This window comes from Cryobacterium arcticum, from assembly GCF_003185895.1.
In the GTDB taxonomy this organism is placed as follows: Bacteria; Actinomycetota; Actinomycetes; order Actinomycetales; family Microbacteriaceae; genus Cryobacterium; species Cryobacterium arcticum.
This window is the reverse complement of record NZ_QHLY01000005.1, coordinates 17,385-42,054: the sequence shown is the minus strand read 5'-3', so window position 1 is coordinate 42,054 and position 24,670 is coordinate 17,385. Positions and strand designations below refer to the sequence as shown.

Here is a 24,670-nt window from a genome sequence, read left to right as displayed (position 1 = left end):
TAAAGTAGCTCTGTGATGGATACCCGCAGCAAGCTGATCGACTACATCTCGGCTGACGCCGTCTTCCACGGTGACTTCACCCTCACCAGCGGCAAGAAGGCCACCTACTACGTCGACCTCCGCAAGGTCAGCCTGGACCACCGTGTGGCCCCGCTGATCGGCCAGGTCATGATCGACCTCATCAAGGACATCCCGGATGTCGTGGCCGTCGGTGGCATGACCATGGGGGCAGACCCCGTCGCCACCGCGATCCTGCACCAGGGCGCCGCACGCGGCCTGGCCTACGACGCTTTCGTCGTACGCAAGGAACCCAAGGACCACGGCCGCGGCCGCCAGGTCGAAGGCCCAGACCTCGCCGGCAAGCGGGTCATCGTGCTCGAAGACACCTCGACCACGGGCGGCTCGCCGCTGGCCGCGATCGAGGCCCTGCTCAAGGTCGGCGCCATCATCGCCGGCGTCGCCGTGGTCGTCGACCGCAGCACGGGAGCGCGCGAAGTCATCGAAGCCGCCGGATATCCCTATTACGCGGCGATCGGACTCGAGGACCTGGGACTGAGCTGATGCCCGACCAGCGCGACGGACACGACGACGACAGCGAACTCGGCATCGACTGGCTCGCGGCTCAACTGGCCGCCGCCGAAGAAGACGACGACGAGACCGACGACGCTGCCCCCAGCGCCGGGTCCGCCGCTGCGGCGCCGGAGCCTCATTCTGAGCCAGCGCCGACCGTCGCCATGCCGGTCACGCCTCCCGCCGCCCCCGCCGCGCCGCCCGCTGCCGCGCCGCCCGTGACGCCGCCGGCCGCCCCATCTGCTGGCGCCCACGCGGAGCCCGCGCCCACCGACGAATTCGCCACCCGGGCCGAGCGTGCCGCCGCCGAGCGTGCTGCCGCCGACTCCGCTGCCGCCGAACGGGCTGAAGCCGCTCGCGCCGCGGAAGAGCGTGCTGCTGCCGCGCGCGCTGAGGAAGAGCGTGCTGCTGCCGCTCGTGCCGAAGAAGAGCGTGCTGCTGCCGCGCGCGCCGAGGAAGAGCGTGCTGCCGCCGCTCGTGCTGAAGAGCAACGTGCTGCTGCCGCGCGTGCCGAAGAGGAGCGTGCCGCTGCCGTTCAAGCCGCCGCAGCACGGGTTGCCGAGGAACGTGCCGCATCGGATCGAGCCGCCGCCGAACTGGCCGAGGTCGAGCGCGCAGCCGCTCTGCGCGCCGCCGCCGAACGTGCTGCGGCTGAGGCCGCCGCCGACGAGAAGGCCGCCTCCGAGCGAGCCGCCGCGCTGGCCGAGACCGAACGGATTGCGGCCGAGCAGGCCGCAGCCGAGCAAGCGGCTGACGCGCGAGCTGCCCAGCTGGCCGAGGCTGAGCGTGCTGCCGCCGAACAGGCCGCCGCGCAGGCCGCTGCCGAGCGTGCCGCCGCAGTGCGAGCCGCCGAGGAACAGGCCGCATCTGAGCGTGCCGCTGAACAACGTGCCGCTGCCGAGCGTGCCGGCGAAGAACAAGCCGCATCTGAACGTGCGGTCGCTGACCGTGCTGCAGCGTCTGCCGCCGGCATTGCCGCATCCGCTGCCGCGGCCGAGTCATCCGCTGCGCAGCCCGCTGCGGCCGAGGCCGCTGACCCCGCCGAGTCCAGCAACGCCGATACTGCACCGACCGCCGGCGGATTCCGCTGGGGCCTCACCCCCACCATCGAACCTGACCCCGCCGTCGCCGCAGCTCGGCGCACTCCGCCGGTCAAGCCCGCCGCTGCCGCGCCCAACGCACCGGTGGTTCCGGCTGCGCCCACCCCGGCCGCCACGCCTCCGGCTCCCGCGGCGGCAGTACCGGCCGCTCCGGTGCCCGCGGCCGTCGAGCCGCCCGCTCCGGCCGCTGCCCCGCCGGTACCCGCCGTCGAGCCCACCGAACCACTCACCAAGCCGCCGGCAGCGCCGCGGCCTGCCACTGCCGGTATCGAACCAGCACCGTGGTGGACCACTCCGGCGCAGTCCAGGCTCGTGCCCACCGAGGAAGAACAGGCGGCCGCCCTGCGTCGCCGCACCGCGCCCGGCCCCCTGGACACCGGAGTGCAGCGGCCCGCCGCAGCGGCAGGCACTCCTCCCACGCCGAACGTCGCACCACCCGCTACCCCGGCACATGCCGCACCGCCCGCCCCTGCGGCGCATGCGGCACCGCCGGCCCGCGAGGAGCCGTCACGTCGGCCCGCTGCTCCGGCGTTTGCCCCAGAGCCCACCGTCGCGCTGCCTGTTTCGGCGTCCGCCGCGGCAACGGCCATGCCCATGCCCCTGTCCGACTCGGCGGCACCCGCCCCCGCTCCGGCCGGAGATGGCACCAGCAACCGACCGGGCACCTCCGCCGCTGGCGGCCCGCCTCGTCGCCCCAGCAGGCGCACCATCGCCTGGGCCGGCGGCGCGGTCCTGGCCGTCCTGGTGATCATCGGCCTGTTCTTCCTGGCCCAGAGCCTGGCCGGTACCCCCACCGCTGCGCCCACCGAGTCCAGCTCGGCCGCGCCGAGTGAGACACCCACCCCGACGCCCACCGAGACGCCCGCACCGACCGCGCCACAGCCGGCCGGCGTGCATTCCTGGGACACCATGTTCGGCAGCGAATGCCTCGAGCCATACACGTCGCCGTGGGACGAAGAATTCACCGTGGTCGACTGTGCCACCCCGCATACGGCGCAGCTGGTCTACCGCGGCATCCTCGACGGGGCCAGCGGCTCGGAGTTCCCCGGCGAGGAAGCCTTCGCCGCGCAGATCAATGTGCTCTGCAGCGCCCCCGGCGTCATCGACTTCGACGCCGCCGGCGCCTACGACGACGTGCAGCTGCAGGGCAGCTACCCCGTCACCGCCGAGCAGTGGGCGGCCGGTGACCGGTACTTCTACTGCTTCGCCAGCCGTTCCTCCGGCGAGCCGCTCACCGCGAGCCTCGCCCCGGTGGCCTGACCGGCGCATCAGCCGTATGGCACGCTCGCCAGTGTCGCGGCACTAGTTGAGCGCCGCGGCACGTGGAGCAACACGTGCCGCGGGAACTACCGAGTGCCGCGAGCACTCCCTAGCGCAGCCCCGCTAGATCTCGTCGGACTCGATCGGTTCGCGCGAGAGCAACTGATGCACGCCGTCCAGAATCTCGTCGGGCCGGAACGGGTACCGGGCGATCTCGGAGTCGTCGCTGATGCCGGTGAGCACCAGCACCGTGTGCAGGCCCGCCTCGATACCGGCCACGATGTCGGTGTCCATCCGGTCGCCGATCATGCCGGTGTTCTCCGAGTGCGCGCCGATACGGTTCATCGCCGAACGGAACATCATCGGATTGGGCTTGCCCACCACGTACGGCTCCATGCCGGTGGCCTTGGTGATGAGCGCTGCGATCGCACCGGTGGCCGGCATCGGACCCTCTGCGCTCGGCCCGGTGGCATCCGGGTTGGTCACGATGAAGCGGGCGCCCTTGAGCAGCAAGCGGATGGCCTTGGTGATCGCCTCGAAGGAGTAGTTGCGGGTCTCGCCCACCACCACGTAGTCGGGGTTGGTCTCGGTCATGATGAACCCGGCCTCGTGCAGCGCAGTGGTCAAGCCCACCTCACCGATCACGAACGCGGTTCCACCGGGGCTCTGCTGTTTGAGGAAGTCGGCCGTGGCCAGCGCGGAAGTCCAGATGCGTTCCTCCGGCACGTTCAAGCCCGACGAGCGCAGCCGCGCCGACAGGTCGCGCGGGGTGAAGATGGAGTTGTTCGTGAGCACCAGGAACGGGGTGCCCGCGTCGGTCCACTGCTGCAGCAGTTCCGCCGCTCCGGGGAGGGCCTGGTTCTCGTGCACCAGAACGCCGTCCATGTCGGTGAGCCAGCATTCGATCTCGTCACGGGTTCTCAAGACTCGCTCCTTCGGTGGGAAGTACGTCGGTGAACATATGGGCAGTCGACGCTGTGCTGCCTCATCCAGACTATCGGCCGGGGATATCGCCGGTCAGCGGTGAGATGTACTTCTGTGCGTCTTCGGATGACGTCAGCTGGTCAGCCAGATCGATTCGGCCACCTCGGCGGTGAGCGGATGCAGCGCGCCGGCGGCCAGCCGAACCGTGCCGGCGTCGACCACGGTCACGGCGCTGCCCGGACCGATGCCGGCATCCGCTACCGCGCGCAGCACTGCCGGGTCGCGGTCGCTCACCCGCAGCACGGTGCCGGTGTGCCCGGGCGTGGCCTCGGCCAGCAACACCGCGGGCACCCGGGTGGTGGAGCCGTCGGCGGCGGGGATCAGATCGCCGTGCGGGTCGGCGGTGGGGCGACCCAGGTGAGTGTTGATGGCCTCGAGCAGCCGGTCGGAGATGGAGTGCTCGAGCACCTCGGCTTCGTCGTGCACCTCGTCCCAGGTGTAACCGAGCTCGCGCACCAGCCAGGTCTCGATCAGCCGGTGCCGTCGCACTACGGCGGTGGCGCGCATCCGACCGGCCGGGGTGAGGGTGAGCGGGCCGTATGGCACGTGAGCGATGAGTCCGCTCGCGGCCAGTTTCTTCACCATCTCGGTCACCGACGACGGCGCGATGCCCAGCCGGTCGGCCAGCGCCTTGGGCGTGATCGGCTCCGGCTGCCACTCGGTATGGGCGTAGATCGTCTTGAGGTAGTCCTCAGCGGCGGGAGTGGGTGGTTTCATGACCCCTTCAGGGTACCGGGCGTGCCTAGGCTCCGCCGAAGACGAGCACCAGCAGCACGGCGTTCAGAGTGACGAGCAGTAACGCGGCCACGGCCCCTGCAGCAGTGGTGAACCACCGGTTGGTGTACGCCCCCAGGAGCCCTCGCTGCGCCGTGAGCCAGACCAGCGGGATGAGCGCGAACGGGATGCCGAACGACAGCACCACCTGACTGAGCACCAGCGCTTGGGTGGGGTCGAAACCGACGCCCAGGATGAGCAGTGCGGGAATGAGGGTGACCAGACGGCGCAGCAGCAACGGCACCCGGATTCGGAGGAGGCCGTGCATGATCTCGGCGCCGGCGTAGGCGCCCACCGAGGTGGAGGCCAGCCCGGAAGCCAGCAGCCCGACCGCGAAGACTGTGGCGACCACGGGACCGAGGGTGCTCTGCAACGCGGCGTAGGCGCCCTCGAGGGAATCGGTGCCCTCCACACCCTGCAGGGCCGAAGCGGCCAGCAGCAGGATGGCGAGATTCACGGTGCCGGCGATGGCCATCGCGATAGTCACATCCCACTTGGTCGCCCAGAGCAGCCGCCTCGTCGCGACCGGCCCTTCCTGCACCGGGAACCGGTCGCGGGCGAGCGCGGAGTGCGCGTAGATGGCGTGCGGCATGATCGTTGCACCCAGGATCGACGCGGCCAGCAGCACCGAGTCGGTGCCCTGGAACCGGGGCACGAGGCCGTCGATCACGCCGCCGGCCTCGGGCGGGGCGAAGAAGACGCCAGCCGTGAAGCCCACCGTGATGATGAGCAGCAGGGCCACGATCACCCGTTCGAACACCCGCGGGCCACGCCGGGTCTGCACGGTCAGCACGATCATGGAGATCACGCCGGTGATCACGCCGCCGGCCAGCAGCGGCACGCCGAAGAGCAGGTTGAGCGCCACGGCGCCGCCGATGATCTCGGCCAGGTCGGTGGCCATCGCCACGAGTTCGGCCTGCAGCCAGTAGAGCCGGCGGGCCGTGGGGCGCCGCATCCGCACCCCGAGGATCTCCGGCAGGCTCTGCCCGGTGACGATGCCGAGCTTGGCCGAGAGGTACTGGATCAGCCAGGCCATCAGGTTGCCGGCGACGACCACCCACACCAGGAGGTAGCCGTATCGGGCGCCCGCGGTCATGTTGCTGGCGACGTTGCCCGGGTCGAGGTACGCCACTCCGGCCACGAGGGCCGGGCCCAGCAGCCAGAGCAGGCGGGTGGAGGCGACGGTGCGCGGGGCCGGCGCGGGGGCCAGGGTGGTGTCGGTGCCGACGGCGTCAGATTGAGGCATGCCTAAACCCTAGCCAATATTTCGGGTCACCGAAAGATCTGCCGAGTTTCATTGGAGTGGTCTTGATGATTGACAGTTAGATCTCTAATGGTTAGAGTTCTGATTATGGACGCGAACCGGAGAACCCCCACCAGCAGTGTCGAGCTGTTCCGCTGGATCGGGTGGGCGCAGATGAAGGCGGGGGAGGACTGGATCCGCGAGCGCGAGCTCAGCCACGCGCAGAGCTTCGTGCTGGGCTATCTGGTGCAGAACCCCGGCGCCATCCAGCGTGACATCGCCGAGGTGTCCCGCACGAGTGCGGCGAGCGTCTCAAGCCTTCTGCAGGGGCTCGAGCGGCGTGGCCTCATTGAACGCCGCACGGAGAGCGGCAACGAGCGCAGCAAACGCGTCTTCGCGACGCCAGCCGGCGCCGAGCTCATCTCCGGGTTCGAAACCGCCATGATCGACGCGGGGGAGACCATCCTTGCGCCGTTGGACCCGGCCGAGCGAGCCACCCTGTATGCCCTGCTCACCAAGATCACCCAGGAACTGCCCCAGCCCACCCGGTCGTAACCCTCCTCTGCGGTAACCGACGCGGGGCCTGAGCCCTCGGCCCACGCCTTGCTTTGTCGTGCCCGAAGTCATCGGCGCGCCCGAAACCCTCAGCTATCCCCTCGCCGTGCCGGCGTTCGTCGGCGCGCGCTCACACCTGCCCGGAAAGGACCAGCCATGAGCACCACACCTACCCCCGAATCCACCCGTGCCCCCGAGGTCGTCGGCAGCAATCGCTGGTACCTCTCCTCGGCGCCGATCATCCGCGCCCTGGTGCACCTCTGCGTGCCGATGGCCGCCGCCATGATCGTCGGCGCCGTCTATAACCTCATCAACGCCGGCGTGGTCGGCTCACTGCACAACACTGCGCTGCTGGCGGCGATCACGCTCGGCTCGCCCGTCCTCGGGCTGGTCATGGCGGTCGGCGGGGTCTTCGGGGTCGGCGGCGGTGCCCTGATCTCCCGACTGCTCGGTGCCGCGGAACACACCCCCGCCGCTGCCGGCCAGATCAAGCACGTCTCCTCCTTCGCGCTCTGGGGCGCGGTGATCGTCGGGGCCGTGTTCGGCGGCATCGGGTTGGTCTTCCTGCACCCCCTGGTATCCGTGCTCGGGGCGGATGCCCAGACCGCTCCGGCGACGAGTGCCTTCGTCGGGGTCATGCTCGCCTTCGTTCCCGTGCTCGCGGCGGCATTCTGCCTCGAACAGATCGTGCGAGCAGAAGGTGCGGCCCGGCAGGTGATGATCGGACTCATCGCTTCCACGATCGCGAACCTCGTCTTCGACCTGCTGTTCATCCTCGTGCTGCACTGGGGTGTCGCCGGCGCCGGCCTCTCGATGGGCCTGGCGAACCTCGGCGTGGTGATCTATTTCGTCGTCTGGCTGCAACGCCACAGCGAGCACGTGAGCCTGGCGCCGCGCTGGTTCACCCTCTCCCGCACTGTGCTGAAGCCGGTCTTCGGCGTGGGGATCGGCGAACTGCTGCAGTCGGCGTTCCTGATCATCACATCGCTCGTGCTCAACAACCTGGCGGCGGCATACGGCGACGGCCCGCTTGCCGCCATGGGTGTGGCCGTGCGCATCGCCCAGATCCCGGAATTCCTGCTGATGGGCGTGACGCTCGGGGTGCTGCCCCTGCTCGCGTATTCGTTCGGCAAGGGTGACCGGAACCGGCTCACCTCGGCACTGCGGGCTTCCGCGGTCACCGTGGGCGGTGTCGCGCTGGTCTTCTCCACGGTGGTGTTCGTCTTTCGCGAGCAGGTCTTCACCGCGTTCGTGACCGACCCGTCGGTGCTGATGATCGGCGTGACCATCCTCACCGCCCAGCTGGTGGCCATGATCGCGAACGGGTTCGCCGGCCTCATCACCTCCCTGTTCCAGGCCACCGGCCGGGCAGCCGCTGCAACCGTGATGTCGATGACCCACGGCATCCTCTTCATCCCGATCGTGCTGCTCGGCAACCTGTGGTTCGGGCTGGCCGGCGTGATCTGGGCGCTGACCGTCACCGAAGTGATCGTGTTCCTGGTCGGCGTCGCCATCTGGCTTGCCTCCCGCCGCGCCATCGACCTGGGCCTGGCAGAGGGCAGCCCGCAGCGCGCCGACGAGGTCCTCGAGCACGCCGAGGCCTGAGCCGGGCGAGGCCGGCGCGGCGCCGGTCAGGGCTCCACGATCAGCAGCATCCCACCGGGCGTGTTCGCCTGGGCGAACAGATCGTTGACCCGGTCCCGGTCAAGGGTGGGGACCCGGGCGTTCCGGTAGATGAACTGAACCGGGATGCTCGGGGTCAGCCAGATCGTGGTGCGGGTCTCTCCGGAGTTCGCGGGGTAACCCCAGCTGAAGTAGAAGGACTGCTGCAGCCGGAACTTGGCGCCGACCACCGCCTGCAGGTGGGCGAGCAGATCATCACCGAGCGTGACGCTCACGGTCGAGTCGTAGACGAACCGGCCCACCGTCAGGTTCGTTCCTGTGGCAGGCGAGCTGAGTCAGTAGTGGTCAATGCCTGGTTCATCAAGACGCCCCCCGGTCGTTTCGTGCCGGTGCCGCGGGTGCGCTCAGCTGAGAAACGTCCCCGTCCCAGTGCTGCGCACTCTCCCGAGAGCATCGGCTGCCAATCTATCCAGCAAACCGGTCGCAGGTCAGTCCCCCGATCCAGGGACAGCCGGTGCCGGGTGGTCGCCCAGAGAAGGTCCGTCTTGGCTGGCAGGTCGGCGGCGGATGACTTCTCTCCTCCCTCGGGAGGAACTTCGTCGAACAGGCACCAGCTGCGGGCGGGCGCGGCCCTAACGTGGGGGCATGACGAAATTACGAGCGCTTGCGCGGGGCGCGATCGAACCAGCCGTCGGGGTGGGCTTCGTGCTGTTCTGGGTGATGGCAGAGGTCGGCCGCTTCGACCAGGCGGCCTTGGCGGTGGCTGTGTTGCCGTTCGCCCTGATCGGCATCGTGCTCGCAGCGTCGCGGCTCGCTCCCTGGGTCGCGTTGGCCGCAACAGTTGCCCTCCTACTGGCGCAATTGCTCTGGCCTGCGGTGCGGTTCGGCCAGAGCGGCTTCCCGGCCTATCTCGGCCTGGCGGTCGCCGCGGTGGTCTTCGGTGCATCGGCGAACCGGCGGCTGCGGCTGGTCGCGCTGCCGGTCATCTGCGGCAGCGCTCTCATCGTCGGGTTGCTCTACACAGTTCCGGCGCTGTCCACGACCGGCGACTCCAGCGTGGTGACCGGCTGGGGTCCGCTCAATCCGGGGCTGTCGCGTAACATCGCGGGCTGGTCCCTCGGATTCGCTGCCGTCGCCGCGGCATGCTGGTTCACCGGGTTCGGCGTGCGCGCCCGGACTGAGCGCAACCTCAGCGAGGTCGACCGGTTGGCAGCGGAGGCGGATCTGGCCGGCGCCGAAACGGAGCTGCGGATGGCCAGGGAGCGGGACCGCATTGCCCAGGACGTGCACGACATCATGGCGCACTCGCTCTCGGTGATCGTCGCCCAAGCCGACGGCGCCCGGTTCCTCGGCGAGCGGCGGCCCGGCGCTGTCGCGGAATCCCTGGCCGCTATCGCCGAGTCTGCTCGCGAGTCGCTGGTGGAGGTGCGCATGCTCATTGATTCCCTCGACCCGGAATCAGACGGACACTCCCATCCGACCCTGAGCGACCTCGAGCCGTTGCTGCAGCGGATGCGTTCAGCCGGCCTCACCGTGACGCAGACGGTGTTCGGCGACGCTGGAACCCTCACCGCGGGGCAGCAGCTGGCCGTGTACCGGATCGTGCAGGAAGGCCTGACGAACGCGCTCAAGCACGGCGGAGGATCCGCCGATGCGCAGGTGATGTTCGACTGGCGGGGTCCTGGACTCTCCCTCACCCTCTCGTCGGGTGGTGACGCCGCGCCGGCAGACGAGATATTGCTGGGCAGAGGAATGCGCGGCATGCACGAGCGCGCCCGGCTGGCCGGTGGCTGGCTCGCCGCCGGCCGGGACGACGGCGAGCCCAGCCGGTTCGTCGTGACCGGGTTTGTACCCCGAGCCGACGCGCTGCTCGGTCGTCTCCCGGCGGGAGCAACGAGGTGATCCGGGTCGCGATCGCCGATGACCAGGTGCTGTTCTGTTCCGGCATCCAGATGCTCATCGAGTCGCAGGATGACCTCGAATTCGTGGGAGCTGCCTACGACGGCGAGGCGATCGAAGCGCTCGCGCACGCCGGGACGCCCGACATCATCCTGATGGACATCCGGATGCCCAAGGTCGACGGCATCACCGCCACCGAGCGCATCCTTGCCGCCGGGGGCGCGCGGGTGCCGCGAGTGATCGTGCTCACCACCCACCAGCGGGACACCGCCGTCTTGCGGGCGATCAGCGCGGGCGCCAGCGGCTTCCTGATGAAGGACGCGACACCGGAGTTCCTGCTGGCCTCGATCCGCACGGTGCATGACGGTAAGTCGGTGATCTCGCCGAGCGGCTCACTCGCGCTGATCCACGACCTCTCGCCCGAGCGGCCGGGGCCGGCGAACGACGCGGTGCTCGCGAGCCTCACGGTGCGTCAGAAGGAGGTCTTCCACCTCGCTGCCCGCGGATTGAGCAATGCGGAGATCGCCGCGGCCTCGTTCATCAGCGAGACCACGGTCAAGAGTCATGTGTCGAGTGTCCTCACCAAGCTCGGTCTGGCCTCCAGGCTGCAGCTCGTGGCTCTCGCCTACGAAAACCGTCTGGTGCGTTAGCTACTTCTCGCGCAGCTCTGCGGGAATCTCGGCGACGGGCACCGGGCCGTTTCCACGGTTGCGCAGGTTCTCCCGGCCGGCCTTGTAGAGCTCGGTGAGAATCGGGATGCCGGAGAGCAGCACGATGCCGATGATGAAGTACTCCGAGTAGCGGGCGACGAAATCGATCTGGCCGAGCAGGAAACCCACCATCGTGAGGCCGACGCCCCAGGCGAACGCGCCGATCAGGTTGAAGGTCACGAAAGTGAGGTAACTCATCTTGCCCACGCCCGCAGCCAACGGCACGAACGCGCGGAACACCGGCAGGAACCGGGCGATGATCACGGCCTTACCGCCGTGCTTGGCGAAGAACGCGTTGGTGCGTTCCACGTTCTTCGGGTTGAAGAAGCGGTTCTGCTCGCGCGCGAACACCGCCGGCCCGGCTTTTCGCCCGATGCCGTAGGCCAGCTGGTCACCGGCGAAGGCGGCGACGAAGATGATGGCGCAGGTCACGAAGATGGGGAACGGCACGCTGCCGGTGGCGGTGAGCAGGCCCACCGTGAACAGCAGGGAGTCGCCGGGCAAGAACGAGAGCACGATGAAGCCGGTTTCGACGAAGACCACGGCGGCTACGCCCACCAGCACGAATGAGCCGAACCAGCCGATCAGCCACTCTGAGTCGAGGAAATCAATCCCGAGGAGCGTGGGTTGCATGGAGGTACCTTCCGGTCGGGGTCATGAGTACGGTCTCGATCGGATGGTGCCGGCGGTGAACGGTGTGGGTAAGACACCCCGGGAGCCGGCGAAGAGCACCCTGTGCCCAAGGCTAGCGAACCGCCCATGGGCAGAACCTGAGTATGCCCCGGGAGTCGCGGAGCCCGCCGCTGCGTCAACGAGCGCCCAGCCGGGCTACGGTGGAGCAGTGCCAGAAACCTCGAACCCCACCCCAGAGCTGTCCACCAACGGGGTCGGCCCCTGGGTCGGTGAGTGGCCGGAAGAAGACTATTTCGACCCGGAACTGCTCGAACGCGGTGACACCCGCAATGTGATCGACCGGTACCGGTACTGGAAGATGGCGGCGATCGTCGCCGACCTCGACGAGAAGCGCAACCCGTTCCACGTCGCCATCGAGAACTGGCAGCACGACATGAACATCGGCTCGATCGTGCGCAGCGCCAACGCGTTCGGCGCCGATACCGTGCACATCGTGGGCCGCAAGCGTTGGAACAAGCGCGGCGCCATGGTGACCGACCGGTACCAGCACGTGCTGCACCACGCGGATGTCGCGGCGTTCGTAGAGTGGGCACGCGCCGAGAACCTGCCCATCATCGCGATCGACAACCTGCCCGGCAGCGTGATCATGGAGACCTACAGCTTTCCCGAACGCTGCGTGCTGCTCTTCGGCCAGGAGGGCCCCGGGCTGTCCCCGGAGGCCGTCGCGGCCGGCGATGCGCTCGTCGAGATCAGCCAGTTCGGCTCCACCCGCTCCATCAACGCGTCCGCAGCCGCGGCCGTGACGATGCACTCGTGGATTCTGCAACACAGATTCTGACGTGCGCAGCCCTGCCGAGGGCTACCGTGGGAGCATGACTGTGATCACTGACGATCTCCCTGCCAGACTCCTGCACGAAGCTCACGAAGGATGGCGCGCCATCCTCTCGGGCAAAGGCGGCGACTATTACCAGCGCACCATGACCGGTGATGCCCTGCTCATTCTGCCGGGGGTGGTGCTCGGCCGCGACGATGTGCGGGCCGCCTTCAAGGCCGCTGCCCCGCTGGACCGATATGAACTACACGACCCGGCCATCATCCGCCTGGGCGAGCACGCCGGCGTGCTGGTCTACCGGTCGAAGGCTTGGCGCGGTGACACCGCGACGGAACTGCAGATGTCCACCACCTACCTTTTCGATGAGAACAACGGTGGTTGGTCGATCGCCGCGCACCAGGAGTCCCCGGTCTAACCGACGTTTGCCCCGACGCCGGCATCCGCCAGCGCCGGGGCCGGTCAGTGACCGGTCTCGGGGGCGCGCTCACCCGTGAGTTCGGAGACGGGCACGGTGCAGGCGTCACCCTTCCACGCCTCGAGCCCCTCCTTCACGGCGAATGCCGCGATCACGAGTGCCGCGATCGAGTCCGCCCACGCCCAGCCGAGCAGTGAGTTGAGCAGCAGCCCCGCCAGTAGGGCCGCCGACAGGTAGCTGCAGAGCAGGGTCTGCTTGGAGTCGGCGACGGCCGACGCCGAGCCGAGTTCCCGGCCGGTGCGGCGTTCGAACCAGCTCAACACCGGCATGATCGCGAGGCTCACCGCCGCCAGAACGATGCCGACCGGGCTGTGCTCGGCCGCGCGGGCGCCCAGCAGCGACAGGGCGGCATCCACGCTCACATAGGCAGCCAGGGCGAAGAACGACACCGCGATCACCCGCAGTGCCGTGCGCTCGCGCGTCTCCGGGTCGGGCGCTGCGAATTGCCAGGCGATCGCGGCGGCCGAGAGAACCTCCACCACGGAGTCGAGGCCGAAGCCCACGAGAGCGGCCGAGGAAGCGACCGTGCCGGCCGCCAGGGCAATGGCGGCCTCGATCACGTTGTAGCCGATGGTGATCGCCACGACCAGGCGGATGCGGCGTTGCAGCACCAGACGACGGGCCGGATTTGGCACTGTGGCCGTGTTCGCCGCGGTCATGCGGCGCTACCGCAACAGCCGGGAATGTCGCAACCTGCGTCGCTGCAGGGTGCACCGTCGTCCACCGCGAGCACGACCTCCACGAGGGCGGCCAGGGCCCGGGTGAGGTGCGGGTCGGCGATCTCGTAGCGGGTCTGCCGTCCTTCCGGAACGGCGGCGATGAGGCCGCAGCCGCGCAGGCAGCTCAGGTGGTTCGACACGTTCGAGCGGGTGAGGTCCAGCGAGCGGGCGAGTTCGGCCGGATAACCGGGTTGGTCGAGCAGGCTGAGCAGGATCCGGGACCGGTTCGGGTCGGCCATGGCGCGGCCGAGGCGGTTGACGACGTCGAGGGAGGAGGAAATGGTCAGCACACACTGACCATACAGTGCGTGCTGACCATTACGCCAGAACCGTGGCATATTTCAGTTGCACTTGTCGTCGAATAGTGCAAAACTGCACTCTATGTCTGAGAGTGCAACCACCACCCGCGTTGAGCGACGGATGCGCAAGACGGCGTCCAGCCTCACGTCGGTGTCGCGCCGGCTCACCGCCGAGCGCGGCCTGGCCGGGTTCACCATCGAGGAGGTCTGCGACGAGGTCGATGTGTCCCGCCGCACCTTCTTCAACTACTTCGCCTGCAAGGAAGACGCCGTCATCGGGGAGAATTCCGACAACGAGTTCGAGATTCTCGCTGAAGCCTTCATGGCGGGAACGCCCGGCGACTGGTCCCGTGTGCTGCAGGATCTGATCGAGTTCGCCATCACCCACATCGAGTCCGGCGATATGGACGCCACCGCGCACACCGACTTCATGGCAGCCCTCGAGCGGGAACCCCGACTGATGACGCGCTTCATCGGAGTGACCAGGGAGCGTGAACGCCAGCTCCGCGCCCTCATCGCCCGCCGTGAGGGTGCGAGCGAGGACGACCCTCGGGCGGCGGCTGTCGTCAGTGTCCTCGCGACGCTCATGCAGTCATCCGTTCAACGTTTCGTCGACCCGGCGAACACCCAAGATTTCTCCACGATTCTCACGACCTCACTGGCTGCGTTCCGCACCGTGCTGGCCGTTCCCACCACCTGAAAGGCAACATCTCGTGACCACCACCACCAACGCTGAGGCGCCACTCCTCCTCACCAAACGGCGAATCTGGATCATCTTCGGCGCTCTGATCGCCGGGATGCTCCTCTCCAGCCTCGACCAGACCATCGTCTCGACCGCGATGCCCACCATCGTCGGCCAGCTCGGCGGCGTGGAGCACCAGGTATGGCTGACCACCGCCTACCTGCTCGCCACCACCATCGTGATGCCCGTGTACGGCAAGTTCGGTGACGTGCTCGGCCGGCGCAACCTGTTCCTGATCGCGATCGCGCTGTTCACCATCGCCTCGGTCGGCTGTGCCTTCGCGGGCGACTTCACCCAGCTCATCGTGTGGCGCGCCGTGCAGGGCCTCGGTGGTGGCGGACTGATGATCCTCTCCCAGGCGATCATCGCCGACATCGTGCCGGCCTCCGAACGTGGCAAGTACCTCGGCCCGCTCGGCGCCGTGTTCGGCCTCTCCGCAGTGGGCGGCCCCCTCCTCGGCGGCTACTTCGTCGACCACCTCACCTGGCAGTGGGCGTTCTACATCAACATCCCCGTGGGTATCGCAGCCTTCGCCATCGCCTGGTTCACCCTGAGATTGCCCAGCAAGAAGGCCACCCAGCCGATCGACATCCTCGGTGTGGTGCTGCTGAGCGCGTTCACGACCTGCCTGATCTTCTTCACCGACTTCGGCGGCGACAACGCCCACGGCTGGGACGCCATGGAAACCTGGCTCTTCGGCGCCGGCATGCTCCTCGCCGCGATCCTCTTCGTGATCGTCGAGGCCAGGGCCAAGGACCCGATCATCCCGCTGCAGCTGTTCAAGAACCCGACCTTCGTCAACGCGACCCTGATCGGACTCACCCTGGGCCTGGGCATGTTCTCCGCGATCGGGTTCGTCCCCACCTTCCTGCAGATGTCGTCTGGAACGTCGGCCGCCGCATCCGGCCTGCTCATGCTGCCGATGATGGCGGGCCTGATCGGCACGTCGATCATCTCGGGAATCGCCATCACCAAGACCGGCAAGTACAAGATGTTCCCGATCCTCGGCACCATCCTCACCGCGCTGGCCATGGTGGCGATGACGACGCTGAGCGCCGAGACGCCGATCTGGCTGATCTGCGTGTTCCTGTTCGTCTTCGGCGCCGGCCTCGGCCTCATCATGCAGGTCGTCGTCCTGGTGGCCCAGAACTCGGTCAACCCGGCGATGATCGGTACCGCGACCAGCACGAACAACTACTTCCGTGAGGTGGGTGCCTCGCTCGGAGTTGCCGTGTTCGGCACCATCTTCACCACCCGCCTCACCGAGAACCTCACCGAGGTCTTCGCCGGGGCCGGAGCGAGCGCGTCTGAAGCGGCCAGCGCCACCGCCAGCATCGACCCGCAGACGCTGAACGCCCTGCCCGACGCTGTGCGCGACGGCATCGTCGTCGCCTATGCGGATGCGTTGGCGCCGGTGTTCTGGTTCCTGCTGCCGTTCATCGGCATCGCGTTCGTGCTCTCCCTGTTCCTGAAGCAGATCCCGCTCTCCGACGTGGCCGGAATGGTCGCCCGCGGCGAGGCCATCGGCGGCACAGAGGCCGAAGCGCTCGAGGCCGCGCACCACGGCACCGCGGGCGCGAAGGTCGGCGCTTCCGCCGACGCCGGCGACCGCGCCGACGACGCCCTCAAGGAACCCGAACGGCGCTAGACCGCGGTCGCCGGCGGTCGCCGGCGGTCGCCGGCGGTCGCCCGCGGGTTCGCCGAGTTGCGTCAGGTTGCCCCTTCGCCGCCCGTGAAGGGGCATTCTGGCGCAAGTCGGCGGAAACTCTCTCGCCGACTTCGGCCGAATGTCCCCTTCAACGCCCGTTACGTGGACGTTTGCGGCAACTCGCGGCCGCTGCCACACGCGGGAACGCACCCGATCCGCGGAAATAGGCCTATGGTCCCGGGTGCCGGTCCCGAGGTGGCCGTAGCCTGATGCCAGGCCGGTCTCGAGATTCTTCAGTGCGTGCGCGGCTTCCCGTTGTCTCGACCGCGAAGGCCCGTCCATGTCGCTCACCGCTCCCGCCCAGCCCGCGCTCGTCACCTCCGACGAGATCTTCACCGCCCACGAGGGCGGCAAGCTTCGCATCGAACTGGCCCGGCCGATCGACACCCGCCGCGACCTGGCGATCGTCTACACGCCCGGCGTGGCCGAGGTCAGCCGGGCGATCCACACCGACGCCGCCATGGCCGCCCCATATACCTGGGCGAGCCGGCTGGTGGCCGTGGTCAGCGACGGCACCGCCGTGCTCGGCCTCGGCAACATCGGGCCGGCCGCGGCGCTGCCGGTGATGGAGGGCAAGTCGGCGCTGTTCCAACGCTTCGGCGGGCTCAACTCCATTCCGCTGGTGCTCGACACCACGGATGTCGACGAGATCGTCGAGACCCTGGTGCGGCTGCAGCACAGCTTCGGCGCCGTGAACCTCGAGGACGTGTCGGCGCCGCGCTGCTTCGAACTGGAGGCCAAGCTCATCGAGGCGCTCGACATGCCCGTGATGCACGACGATCAGCACGGCACCGCCGTGGTCGTGCTCGCCGCGATCACCAACGGCGCCAAGGTGCTCGGCCGTTCGCTGGCCGGCCTGCGGGTGGTTGTTTCCGGTGCCGGCGCCGCGGGCATCGCGATCGCGGCGATCCTGCTCGAGGTGGGCATCACGGATGTGGTGCTGCTCGACTCCCGCGGCATCTTGAGCGGTCACCGCATCGACCTCACCGGGGTGAAGGCCGAGTTCGCCACGAAATCCAACCCGCGCCAAGTCGACGGCGGCCCGGCCCAGGCACTCGCCGGCGCGGATGTCTTCGTCGGCGTCTCCTCCAGCACCGTGGAGGAGAGCCTGCTGGCCACGATGTCTGACGACGCGATGATCTTCGCCCTGTCAAACCCCGACCCGGAGGTGGCCCCCGACATCGCCGGCCGCTACGCCAAGATCGTGGCCACCGGCCGCAGTGACTACCCCAACCAGATCAACAACGTGCTGGCGTTCCCCGGGATCTTCCGTGGCGCGCTGGATGCCGGCGCCCGCCGCATCACCACCGCCATGAAGATCGCCGCGGCCACGGCCATCGCCGATCTCGTCGGCGACGACCTCGCCGCCGACTTCATCATCCCCAGCCCCTTCGACGAGCGCGTCGCCGCCGCGGTAGCCGCCGCCGTCATAGCCGCCGCCTGACCTCCGGCCGCCCCGTCCCGCTGGTCGAGCTCGTCGAGACCCGTGACCCGGTCTGCGGTACGTTCCCCTCTCGCTGGTCGAGCCTGTCGAGACCCCGCGACCCGGTCTGCGGTACGTTCCCCTCTCGCTGGTCGAGCCTGTCGAGACCCCGCGACCGGCTCGACCGGTGTCGGCTGTGTCAGAACAGAGTGTGCAGCACCCGGTCGAGGGGGAGCAGTCCGGTCAGCGTGACCCGCAGCCCGGCCAGGCGCGGAACGACCGCGCCGGCCAACAGATCGCCGGCCACCTCGAGCCAGGTGTCCCGCCCGGTCGTCGCCGCCACCAGGGTGCGTTTGAGCACAATCGCCTTGCCGCCGGTCTCCGGTCGCAGGGTGAGCGTGATGCCCGTGCCGGCCAGCCCGGCGCGCTCGGCCCGGTGGCAGAGCCGTTCGACGCAGGCCGCGGCCAGTTCGGCCGGCGTCTTGTCCGGTCGCGCGTAACCGGCGGTGGACCCTTCGGCGGTGAGCGAGGAACGCTGCTCGACCGGGCGCACGACTGCGTCATCGGTGCCGTCCCGCATCCGCCACAACCGTCGTGCCATCGCGGTGCCGCACACATGCTGCAGCTCGTTGCGCGGAATACCGTCGACGTCGCCGAGCCTGAACACACCGATGCGACCCAGCCGCTGCAGCGTTGTGGCGCCGATGCCCCAGACGTCATCGATCGGCAGGGTCGTGCGTAATGCGGCCTCCTCGTCGGAGTCGATCAGGTACAGGCCGTCCGGTTTGGCCCGGCGGGAGGCGAGCTTCGCCATCAGCTTGGTGCGGCCCACCCCGACGCTGATCGGAATTCCGAGCTCGCGGGCCACCCGTCGGCGCAGCGTCTGCCCGGCCTCAGCGGCGCCGGCCAAGTCGTCGGCGCCCACATCGAGGAATGCCTCCTCGATCGAGCCGGGTTCCACCGCGCGCGCTGAGTCGTGGAAGATGTCGAACAGGGCGTCACCCACCTCCTCGACCTCCGCTCGCGGCACGTCGATCAGGATCAGCTCCGGGCACTGCCGTAACGCGTCCTGTGCCAGCGAGCCCGAGCGCACGCCGCGTGCCCGTGCCGGGTAGTTCGCGCTCGCGATGTACACGTGGGCCACAACGGCAACGGGCACGGCGGCGAGGTCAGGGCGGGTGCGGAGGGCCACCGACGCGAAGAACGAGTCGGCGTCGGCGTGCAACACCGGACGGCCCGTCATGCCGGATGCCCGGCGGGCATCAGCTCTGACGCGCGCGCCCGGCCCGCAATCGAATAGTACATGTGTTCGATTTTGTCAGACTTCGGCCGTGTCGGCGTCAGCCGCTCCCGATCAGGCGAGTCTGCCCGCTCGCACGACCACATCGTGCAGGGTGAGAACCCGGCCCTCCTCGCCATCCAGTTGGCGACTGTGTTCCTCGGCCGTGTCGATGCGCCACACCGCCGGGTCGAGGCGCGCGGTGATATCCGCGCGGGTGACCGTCGCCTCCGCCGGTGGGTGGTCGTCGTGCTGATGGTCGTGGCCGTTGGCCTCACCGTCAGCGGCGTCATGGTGGTGCAGATGCCCGATGATCAGCAGTGTTCCTCCCGGCGCCACCCAGTCGGAGATCCGGTCGTAGAACGCCAATTGCGGCACCGCCGGATGCGCGTAGCTGGTGACCACCAGGTCGAACCGGTCGTTCGGCACCCACGTGGTGAGGTCGGCCTCGACCCAGGTCACCGCACTCCCCACCGCCGCGCCGGCCGCACCCGCTCGCTGCAGGGCGTTCGCCGAGATATCGGCGGCCGTCACCCGCCAGCCCTGGCCGGCCAGCCAGATCGCCTCGGCGCCCGTGCCGCAGCCGGCGTCCAGGGCGGTGCCTGGCCGAAGTGTGGCAGTCTCGCGCAGCAGGTACGGGTTCGCGGTGCTCTCGTTCGCCACCGCCGACGCCGGGTCGTCCGCCTGCACCCAGTGCTCTTCCCAGTAGTCCTTCTCGAAGCTGTGCGCCATCACAGGGCCCTTCCGTCGAATCCGCGTGCCGATCTTCCGATCGTGCCCAATGAACCGCGCATGGCCAAGCCGGATTGCCGTAACGGCAAGTCTGCGGCGCGGAGCTACCCGATCAGGCTGGGCTTCAGGTCGCGCAGGGTGCGGAAGTGCGTCATCCGCACCACCCCGACTGCGGCGAAGGCGAGCGCCCCGACCAGCCAGAGCAGCAGCACGCCGGCATCGTTCAGTGCGGTGGCAGGATTCCCGCCGTACATCAGCTGGCGGATGCCGTCGACGGCGTAGCTCATCGGCATCACGTGGTGCAGGAACGCCAGCGGCGCCGGCAGGGTCTGCCAGGGGAAGGTGCCGCCGGCGGTGACCAGCTGCAGCACCATCAGCACCAGGCCGACGAACTGGCCCACACTGCCCAGCCACACGTTCAGCGCCAGGATGATCGCGGCGAACGTCATCGCGGCCAGGCCCATCATGGCGTAGGTGCCCACCGGGTTGTGTACCTCGAAGTGCAGCACACCGGTGAGGATGGCGAACAGGGCGGCCATCTGCAGCAGCCCGAGGATGCCCGGGGTGAGCCAGCCGGCCAGGGTGATCTTCAGCGGCGAGTGCAGCGCGGTGATGGCGCGGCGGGAGACCGGCTTCACGATCAGGAACAGCGCGTAGATGCCGATCCAGCCGGCCAGGCTGGCAAAGAACGGGGCGAGCCCGGCGCCGTAGGTGCCGGCCGAGGTCACGGCAGCCTTCTGCAGGTCCACCGGGTCGGCGATGGTGGAGCCCTGCAGGTCGCGGGTCTGGGCATCCGTGTTCGGGATGCTGTTGACGCCGTCGGTCAACCCGTCGCGCAGAGTGCCCGCGCCGGTTTTGAGGCCGAGCAGGCCATCGCTGAGCGACGACGCCCCGGTGGCGAGGGTGTCGGCGCCGGACTTGGCCGAGTCGGCGCCGTCGCGGAGGGTGGCGGCGCCGGCGGCAGCGGAGGCCGCGCCGGTGCTCAGGGTGTTCGCGCCGGCCGCGGTCTGACTGGCACCGTCGGCCAGCGTTCCGGCCCCGGCGTTGGCGTCTGACGCTCCGGCCGCGAGGGCGGATGCCCCGGTGGCGGTCTGGGTCGCACCGTCCGCGACGGCGGATGCCCCGGTAGCGGCGCTGCTGGCGCCGGCAGCGAGGGTCTCTGTGCCGGTAGCGGCCGTGGCCAGGGAGTCGGCCAGGGTCGTGGCTCCCGCGGCTGTCTGGCCTGCCCCTTCGGCGAGGGCGGTCGCGCCGGTGGACGCGCTGGCGGCGCCGCTTGAGGCGGAGGCCGCGCCGGTGGCGAGGGCGGATGCCCCGGTGGCGGCCGAGCTGGCGCCATCGGCGACGCCGGCGGCGCCGGTGGCGAGTGCGGCGCTGCCGTCGGCGAGCACGCCGATGCCGCTGCTGGCTACGGTGAAGGCGTCGGTGGCGTCCTGAACTGCGGTATCCAGCGGGTCGAGGGCGGCAACGGCCGCCGTGATCTGGTCGTCGGTCAGGCCTGCTGCGCCAAGCTGGTCGGCCAGGTCGGACCTGGCGGAGTCGAGCGCCGCGGATGCCCCGGAGAGCACGGCTCCGGCGCCGGTGGCGGCAGTGGCGAGACCGGCATTGCCGTCGGCCACCTGCTGAGCGGCAGCGGCCATCTGAGCTGCCCCGGCCGACAGCGTCGCCGTTCCGTCGGAGAGTGATGCGGCGCCGGTGGACACGGCGTCAGTGCCTTCGGCCAGAGCCGTGGTGCCATCGGCAAGGGCAGTGGCGCCCTGCGAGACCTGTTCGGCGCCGGCGGCCAGAGTGGCCGCTCCGTCGGAGAGCGCAGCGGTGCCGTCCCTCAGGGTTGCGGCTCCGTCGGCGACCTGGCTGGTGCCGTCGGCCACCTGCTCGGCGCCCGTCGCGAGGGTTCCGGTGCCGGTCGCGAGCACGCCGGCTCCGCTGGCGAGCGACCCGGTGCCGCTGAACAGGGCGGCAGCGCCCGCCGCGACCTGGCCGGACCCGTCGGCGACCTGGCTGGCGCCATCGGCGACCTGGCCGGTGCCGTCGGCCAGACTGCCGGCACCCGTGGCCAGCTGGCCGGTGCCGTCAGCGAGCTGGCCGGCCCCATCGGCCAAGCTGGTGCTGCCGTCGGCGGCCGTGGTGGCGCCATCGGTGAGCTGGGTGGCGCCGTCTGCGGCATCGACCAGGCTGGATCGAATGTCACTCAGTCCGATCAGCAACTGGTCGGCGGCCTGCTCGTTCACCCGGGCCACGATGGCATCGCGGATGCTCTGTGCGGCCTGGCTGCCGATCGTGGAGGCGAGGTAGCTGTTGGTGTCGTTCGTGGTAAGGGTGATCGTGGCCTGGTGTGGGGTGTCGGTCGACGATGACGCGATCGAGCTGGAGAAGTCGGCGGGAATGGTGACGCTGAAGTCGTAGGTGGCGTCGGCCACGCCGGACTTCGCGGTTGCGGCGGTCACGGTGTGCCAGTCGAAGGTGCCGTCGTCGATGAGCTGGTCGGCCACATCCTTGCCGTAGTTGGTGGCCTTGCCGTCGTAGTCGGCGCCGGTGTCGGCCACCACCAGGGCGACCGGAACCCGGTCCAAACCCGCGTACGGGTCCTGGTTGGCCCAGAGGTAGAGACCGCCATAGAGCACGGGCACGAGCATCAGGGCCACGAGGGCGACCCGGGACATGGTGGTAGCGGTCAGCCGCGCGAGCTCCGCGCGGATCATGGCAAAGATCTTCACAGTTCGGCTCCGGTGGTGTCGAGGAGATTGATGGCGTGGGCGGATGCATCGCCCGCGATGACGAGTACGGCGTAACCGCGGGCGGCGAGGTCGCCGCCGATCTGCCACCAGCCCAGTGGATCGCCGCCGTGCCGGTCGGGGGAGGTGAGCACAATACCCTGCACGTCGCCCCGCAACACCGCCATCTCGGTGAGGAGGCGAATGCGGCTGTCGGGGGCCAAGTCGGCCATGTTCACCCGGGACTGGCCGGCGAGACCCAGATCGTCGAGCACCACCGCGACCGCACGGCGGTGGCCGAGCCGGCCGGCGAACATGAGTTCTTCGGAGACGACCTCCGCCACCGTGACATCCGCGGCGGGTTCGGAGACCCCGAGGGCGTCGACGAGGGCGATGTGTCGGCGCAGGCCCGAGTAGTCGGTGCGGCCGTCGAGGGTGACGGTGCCGCTGTCCGGCCGCATCCGCCCCGACGCGATCAGGCCGAGCACGGTGGGTCGGCGTTCGGTCTCGGCCCGGGCCAGGGTGACGGCGCCGGACTCGAACTCGAGCGAAGTGAGGGGGAGGGCCGAATCCTTGGGGCCTTTGGTGACGTTGGTGAGTGTGATGCGCATGCGGATGCCTTCGAGGTGTGGGGGCGCCCGGCAGCCGGACGCCGCGTCCGGTCGGCATGCTCCATTGCAGCGGGGGCCGAGCACCACTATACTGACTAGTCAGTACAGAATCAATAGGAGTCGACATGGCACGGGTGACCGGAACAAAGCGCGCGATATTCGACGCTGCTCTGCAGCTCGCCGGCGAGCGTGGCATCACCGGCACGACCATGGACGACGTCGCCGAGCGGGCCGGCGTGGCCAAGGGCAGCCTCTATTACAACTTCGCCTCCAAAGACAAGCTCTTCGAGGGCCTGCTCTGCGAAGGCATGACCGCCCTCACCGAGGCCTTGCGCGCAGCCCGCGACGGAAAGTCGGGCTGGGTCGCGATCGAGGCTCTCGTCACCACCCTGCTCGGCCGGATCAAAGCCAACACCGCCCTGGCCAAGGTCATCGCCGGGGATATCTTCCGCACCGACCGGGCATGGAAGGAGACGTCCTTCGCGTTCCGGCAGGATGCCCTCGCGGAATTCGCCGCGGCAATCGATGAGGCCGCACCGGAGGCAGCCACCACCGGCGCCACCCTCCTGATGGCCAGCAGCGTGTTCGGTGCCGCACTGGTGGCGGGGCTGGAATGGCTGCTCTTCGACGAGGAGCGCCCCCAGAGCGAGGTGGTTGCGGCTATTCTGCTGACCTTCTCCGGCCGGCTGGCGCCCGTCACCCGCTAGGCTCCGGACATGAGCGCACTGGAACCGTCCGGACCGATCGACGCCGCCGCATCCGCAGCCCTGCCGCCAGGCTGGGCGCCGGCCGCGCAGGAACCCACTCTCGTGCAGTTCGGCGACATCAGCATCAGCGAGCACTGGCTGGTCACCCCGGCCGGCACCGCCCCGCTGCGGGGCACCCAGATCTTCGTCACTGACATGACCCGGGAGGAACGGTTCATCCCGGCCTGGGCCATTGTGCTGGCCATCATCGGTTTCTTTTTCTTCTTCCTCGGCCTGCTCTTCCTCCTGGTGAAGGAGACCCGCATCAGCGGATTCATGCAGATCTCGGTGACGAACGGCGCGTTCAGCTACCAGTCCGCCGAACTCTCCCACGGCAGCCGCACCAACCAGCTCTTCGAACTGCAGAACCGCGCCAACTTCGCCCGCGGAGTCATCGCCCGCGCCTGACCCCCCTCGCCTGCCCCCCCTCGCGAGCTGTGACCTAAGCCCCAGGATTCCGAGTTTTTCGGTGCTCAGCTCACGGCTCGCGGGCCTGAATCGCGGGTCGCGGTAGTATCTAGTGTGACCGGCGCAAATCTGATCGAACAGCCCGAGACCCTCCTACCCGCGGAACCGGAGGTGATTGAGGCGCTGAACCGAACCGCGACGCAGGAGATTGCCACCGTCGTGGCGGCGCATCCGAAGTCTTCGCTGGCGTGGGCGGCGCTCGCCGACTACACGCACAGCCAGGGTCGCCTGCTCGAGGCCTACGCCTATGCCCGCGTGGGCTACCACCGTGGCCTCGATGCGCTGCGCAAGGCCGGCTGGAAGGGCCAAGGCCCGATTCCGTGGTCGCACGAACCCAACCGCGGTGTGCTGCGCGCCCTGTTCGCTCTGCGCCGCGCCGCCGCCGAGATCGGCGAGACCGACGAGTTCGAGCGCCTCACCGTCTTCCTCGACGGGTCAGACCCCACCGTCATCACCCGGCTGCGCTCCCAGCACACCGAGACCCAGATGTTCCCCGCGATCCAGCCCGCCGTCTCGCCCGACGTCGACCCGGCCCCGCCGACCGCCGCTTTCTTTATCCAAGGAGAAAACTAAG

At 69.2% G+C, this 24,670-nt stretch carries 25 protein-coding genes; 14 read left to right on the top strand and 11 right to left on the bottom strand.

Going from position 1 to position 24,670, the window contains the following annotated elements; genetic code table 11:
* The first annotated feature begins 15 nt into the window (after positions 1 to 15).
* Together pyrE and CTB96_RS20295 are read left to right on the top strand one after the other, a co-directional pair.
* Positions 16 to 561 carry an orotate phosphoribosyltransferase gene (gene pyrE / locus CTB96_RS01720; protein WP_110125196.1) on the top strand — a complete coding sequence of 182 codons (546 nt, stop codon included), beginning with the start codon at positions 16 to 18 and terminating at the stop codon, positions 559 to 561.
* A complete protein-coding gene (locus CTB96_RS20295) occupies positions 561 to 2,930 on the top strand; it encodes a hypothetical protein (RefSeq protein ID WP_146215731.1) in 2,370 nt (789 codons plus the stop codon). The genes pyrE and CTB96_RS20295 overlap by 1 nt, the downstream gene beginning before the upstream one ends.
* Positions 2,931 to 3,053: 123 nt before the next feature.
* Here CTB96_RS20295 and CTB96_RS01705 read toward each other — a convergent pair whose 3' ends face one another.
* The 3 genes from CTB96_RS01705 to CTB96_RS01695 form a co-directional block, all read right to left on the bottom strand.
* A complete protein-coding gene (locus CTB96_RS01705) occupies positions 3,054 to 3,854 on the bottom strand; it encodes an HAD-IIA family hydrolase (RefSeq protein ID WP_110125193.1) in 801 nt (266 codons plus the stop codon).
* Between the two features lie 132 nt (positions 3,855 to 3,986).
* The gene (locus tag CTB96_RS01700; protein ID WP_110125192.1) at positions 3,987 to 4,631 is read right to left on the bottom strand and encodes a metal-dependent transcriptional regulator; all 645 of its coding nucleotides are present in this window, start codon (positions 4,629 to 4,631) and stop codon (positions 3,987 to 3,989) included.
* 25 nt (positions 4,632 to 4,656) lie between these two features.
* A complete protein-coding gene (locus CTB96_RS01695) occupies positions 4,657 to 5,934 on the bottom strand; it encodes an Nramp family divalent metal transporter (RefSeq protein ID WP_110125191.1) in 1,278 nt (425 codons plus the stop codon).
* Positions 5,935 to 6,039: 105 nt separating this feature from the next.
* On the opposite strand from CTB96_RS01695, the gene CTB96_RS01690 reads away from it, so the two are divergent.
* Together CTB96_RS01690 and CTB96_RS01685 are read left to right on the top strand one after the other, a co-directional pair.
* Positions 6,040 to 6,486 (top strand): MarR family winged helix-turn-helix transcriptional regulator, encoded by a 447-nt coding sequence (locus tag CTB96_RS01690; protein WP_110125190.1) that lies wholly within the window; start codon positions 6,040 to 6,042, stop codon positions 6,484 to 6,486.
* Positions 6,487 to 6,642: 156 nt separating this feature from the next.
* Positions 6,643 to 8,091: an MATE family efflux transporter gene (locus tag CTB96_RS01685; protein ID WP_110125189.1), complete on the top strand. Its 1,449-nt coding sequence runs from the start codon at positions 6,643 to 6,645 to the stop codon at positions 8,089 to 8,091.
* 26 nt (positions 8,092 to 8,117) lie between these two features.
* Here CTB96_RS01685 and CTB96_RS01680 read toward each other — a convergent pair whose 3' ends face one another.
* On the bottom strand, positions 8,118 to 8,411 hold the full coding sequence (locus CTB96_RS01680) for a DUF7882 family protein (RefSeq protein ID WP_110125188.1): 294 nt from the start codon (positions 8,409 to 8,411) through the stop codon (positions 8,118 to 8,120).
* Between the two features lie 343 nt (positions 8,412 to 8,754).
* Between CTB96_RS01680 and CTB96_RS01675 the strand changes: the two genes are divergently transcribed.
* The gene (locus tag CTB96_RS01675) at positions 8,755 to 10,011 is read left to right on the top strand and encodes a sensor histidine kinase (protein ID WP_110125187.1); all 1,257 of its coding nucleotides are present in this window, start codon (positions 8,755 to 8,757) and stop codon (positions 10,009 to 10,011) included.
* Positions 10,008 to 10,658 (top strand): response regulator, encoded by a 651-nt coding sequence (locus tag CTB96_RS01670; RefSeq protein WP_110125186.1) that lies wholly within the window; start codon positions 10,008 to 10,010, stop codon positions 10,656 to 10,658. Before CTB96_RS01675 ends, CTB96_RS01670 begins: the two co-directional genes overlap by 4 nt.
* On the opposite strand, the gene CTB96_RS01665 is transcribed toward CTB96_RS01670, so the two are convergent.
* Positions 10,659 to 11,351: a DedA family protein gene (locus CTB96_RS01665; RefSeq protein WP_110125185.1), complete on the bottom strand. Its 693-nt coding sequence runs from the start codon at positions 11,349 to 11,351 to the stop codon at positions 10,659 to 10,661. It abuts the gene before it with no gap.
* Positions 11,352 to 11,559: 208 nt separating this feature from the next.
* Here CTB96_RS01665 and CTB96_RS01660 point away from each other — a divergent pair, with 208 nt between their 5' ends.
* The gene (locus tag CTB96_RS01660) at positions 11,560 to 12,189 is read left to right on the top strand and encodes a TrmH family RNA methyltransferase (RefSeq protein WP_110125184.1); all 630 of its coding nucleotides are present in this window, start codon (positions 11,560 to 11,562) and stop codon (positions 12,187 to 12,189) included.
* Between the two features lie 34 nt (positions 12,190 to 12,223).
* Positions 12,224 to 12,598: a DUF4440 domain-containing protein gene (locus tag CTB96_RS01655; protein ID WP_146215730.1), complete on the top strand. Its 375-nt coding sequence runs from the start codon at positions 12,224 to 12,226 to the stop codon at positions 12,596 to 12,598.
* Positions 12,599 to 12,642: 44 nt separating this feature from the next.
* Here CTB96_RS01655 and CTB96_RS01650 read toward each other — a convergent pair whose 3' ends face one another.
* Together CTB96_RS01650 and cmtR are read right to left on the bottom strand one after the other, a co-directional pair.
* Positions 12,643 to 13,317, bottom strand: a complete 675-nt coding sequence (locus CTB96_RS01650; RefSeq protein WP_110125182.1) for a cation efflux transmembrane domain-containing protein — start codon at positions 13,315 to 13,317, stop codon at positions 12,643 to 12,645.
* Positions 13,314 to 13,667 carry a Cd(II)/Pb(II)-sensing metalloregulatory transcriptional regulator CmtR gene (gene cmtR, locus CTB96_RS01645; RefSeq protein ID WP_110125181.1) on the bottom strand — a complete coding sequence of 118 codons (354 nt, stop codon included), beginning with the start codon at positions 13,665 to 13,667 and terminating at the stop codon, positions 13,314 to 13,316. The genes CTB96_RS01650 and cmtR overlap by 4 nt, the downstream gene beginning before the upstream one ends.
* A gap of 91 nt (positions 13,668 to 13,758) precedes the next feature.
* On the opposite strand from cmtR, the gene CTB96_RS01640 reads away from it, so the two are divergent.
* The 3 genes from CTB96_RS01640 to CTB96_RS01630 all read left to right on the top strand — a co-directional run bounded on the left by CTB96_RS01640 (position 13,759) and on the right by CTB96_RS01630 (position 17,570).
* The gene (locus tag CTB96_RS01640) at positions 13,759 to 14,376 is read left to right on the top strand and encodes a TetR/AcrR family transcriptional regulator (protein ID WP_110125180.1); all 618 of its coding nucleotides are present in this window, start codon (positions 13,759 to 13,761) and stop codon (positions 14,374 to 14,376) included.
* A 13-nt stretch (positions 14,377 to 14,389) separates the two neighbouring features.
* Complete coding sequence (locus CTB96_RS01635) at positions 14,390 to 16,066, top strand: MDR family MFS transporter (protein WP_110125179.1); 1,677 nt, start codon at positions 14,390 to 14,392, stop codon at positions 16,064 to 16,066.
* 340 nt (positions 16,067 to 16,406) lie between these two features.
* Positions 16,407 to 17,570: an NAD(P)-dependent malic enzyme gene (locus tag CTB96_RS01630; protein ID WP_110125178.1), complete on the top strand. Its 1,164-nt coding sequence runs from the start codon at positions 16,407 to 16,409 to the stop codon at positions 17,568 to 17,570.
* Positions 17,571 to 17,748: 178 nt separating this feature from the next.
* On the opposite strand, the gene CTB96_RS01625 is transcribed toward CTB96_RS01630, so the two are convergent.
* The 4 genes from CTB96_RS01625 to CTB96_RS01610 all read right to left on the bottom strand — a co-directional run bounded on the left by CTB96_RS01625 (position 17,749) and on the right by CTB96_RS01610 (position 22,882).
* Positions 17,749 to 18,792 (bottom strand): Y-family DNA polymerase, encoded by a 1,044-nt coding sequence (locus tag CTB96_RS01625; RefSeq protein WP_110125177.1) that lies wholly within the window; start codon positions 18,790 to 18,792, stop codon positions 17,749 to 17,751.
* A gap of 111 nt (positions 18,793 to 18,903) precedes the next feature.
* Entirely contained in the window at positions 18,904 to 19,560 is a 657-nt protein-coding gene (locus CTB96_RS01620; protein WP_110125176.1) for a class I SAM-dependent methyltransferase, read from the bottom strand.
* 104 nt (positions 19,561 to 19,664) lie between these two features.
* A complete protein-coding gene (locus CTB96_RS01615; RefSeq protein ID WP_181397099.1) occupies positions 19,665 to 22,259 on the bottom strand; it encodes a YhgE/Pip domain-containing protein in 2,595 nt (864 codons plus the stop codon).
* 11 nt (positions 22,260 to 22,270) lie between these two features.
* Positions 22,271 to 22,882 (bottom strand): hypothetical protein, encoded by a 612-nt coding sequence (locus CTB96_RS01610; protein ID WP_110125174.1) that lies wholly within the window; start codon positions 22,880 to 22,882, stop codon positions 22,271 to 22,273.
* A 125-nt stretch (positions 22,883 to 23,007) separates the two neighbouring features.
* Between CTB96_RS01610 and CTB96_RS01605 the strand changes: the two genes are divergently transcribed.
* The 3 genes from CTB96_RS01605 (at position 23,008) to CTB96_RS01595 (ending at position 24,669) form a co-directional block, all read left to right on the top strand.
* Complete coding sequence (locus tag CTB96_RS01605; RefSeq protein WP_110125173.1) at positions 23,008 to 23,589, top strand: TetR/AcrR family transcriptional regulator; 582 nt, start codon at positions 23,008 to 23,010, stop codon at positions 23,587 to 23,589.
* Between the two features lie 9 nt (positions 23,590 to 23,598).
* A complete protein-coding gene (locus CTB96_RS01600) occupies positions 23,599 to 24,036 on the top strand; it encodes a hypothetical protein (RefSeq protein WP_110125172.1) in 438 nt (145 codons plus the stop codon).
* Between the two features lie 114 nt (positions 24,037 to 24,150).
* Positions 24,151 to 24,669 (top strand): DUF3151 domain-containing protein, encoded by a 519-nt coding sequence (locus CTB96_RS01595; RefSeq protein ID WP_110125171.1) that lies wholly within the window; start codon positions 24,151 to 24,153, stop codon positions 24,667 to 24,669.
* The last annotated feature ends 1 nt before the right edge of the window (position 24,670 follow it).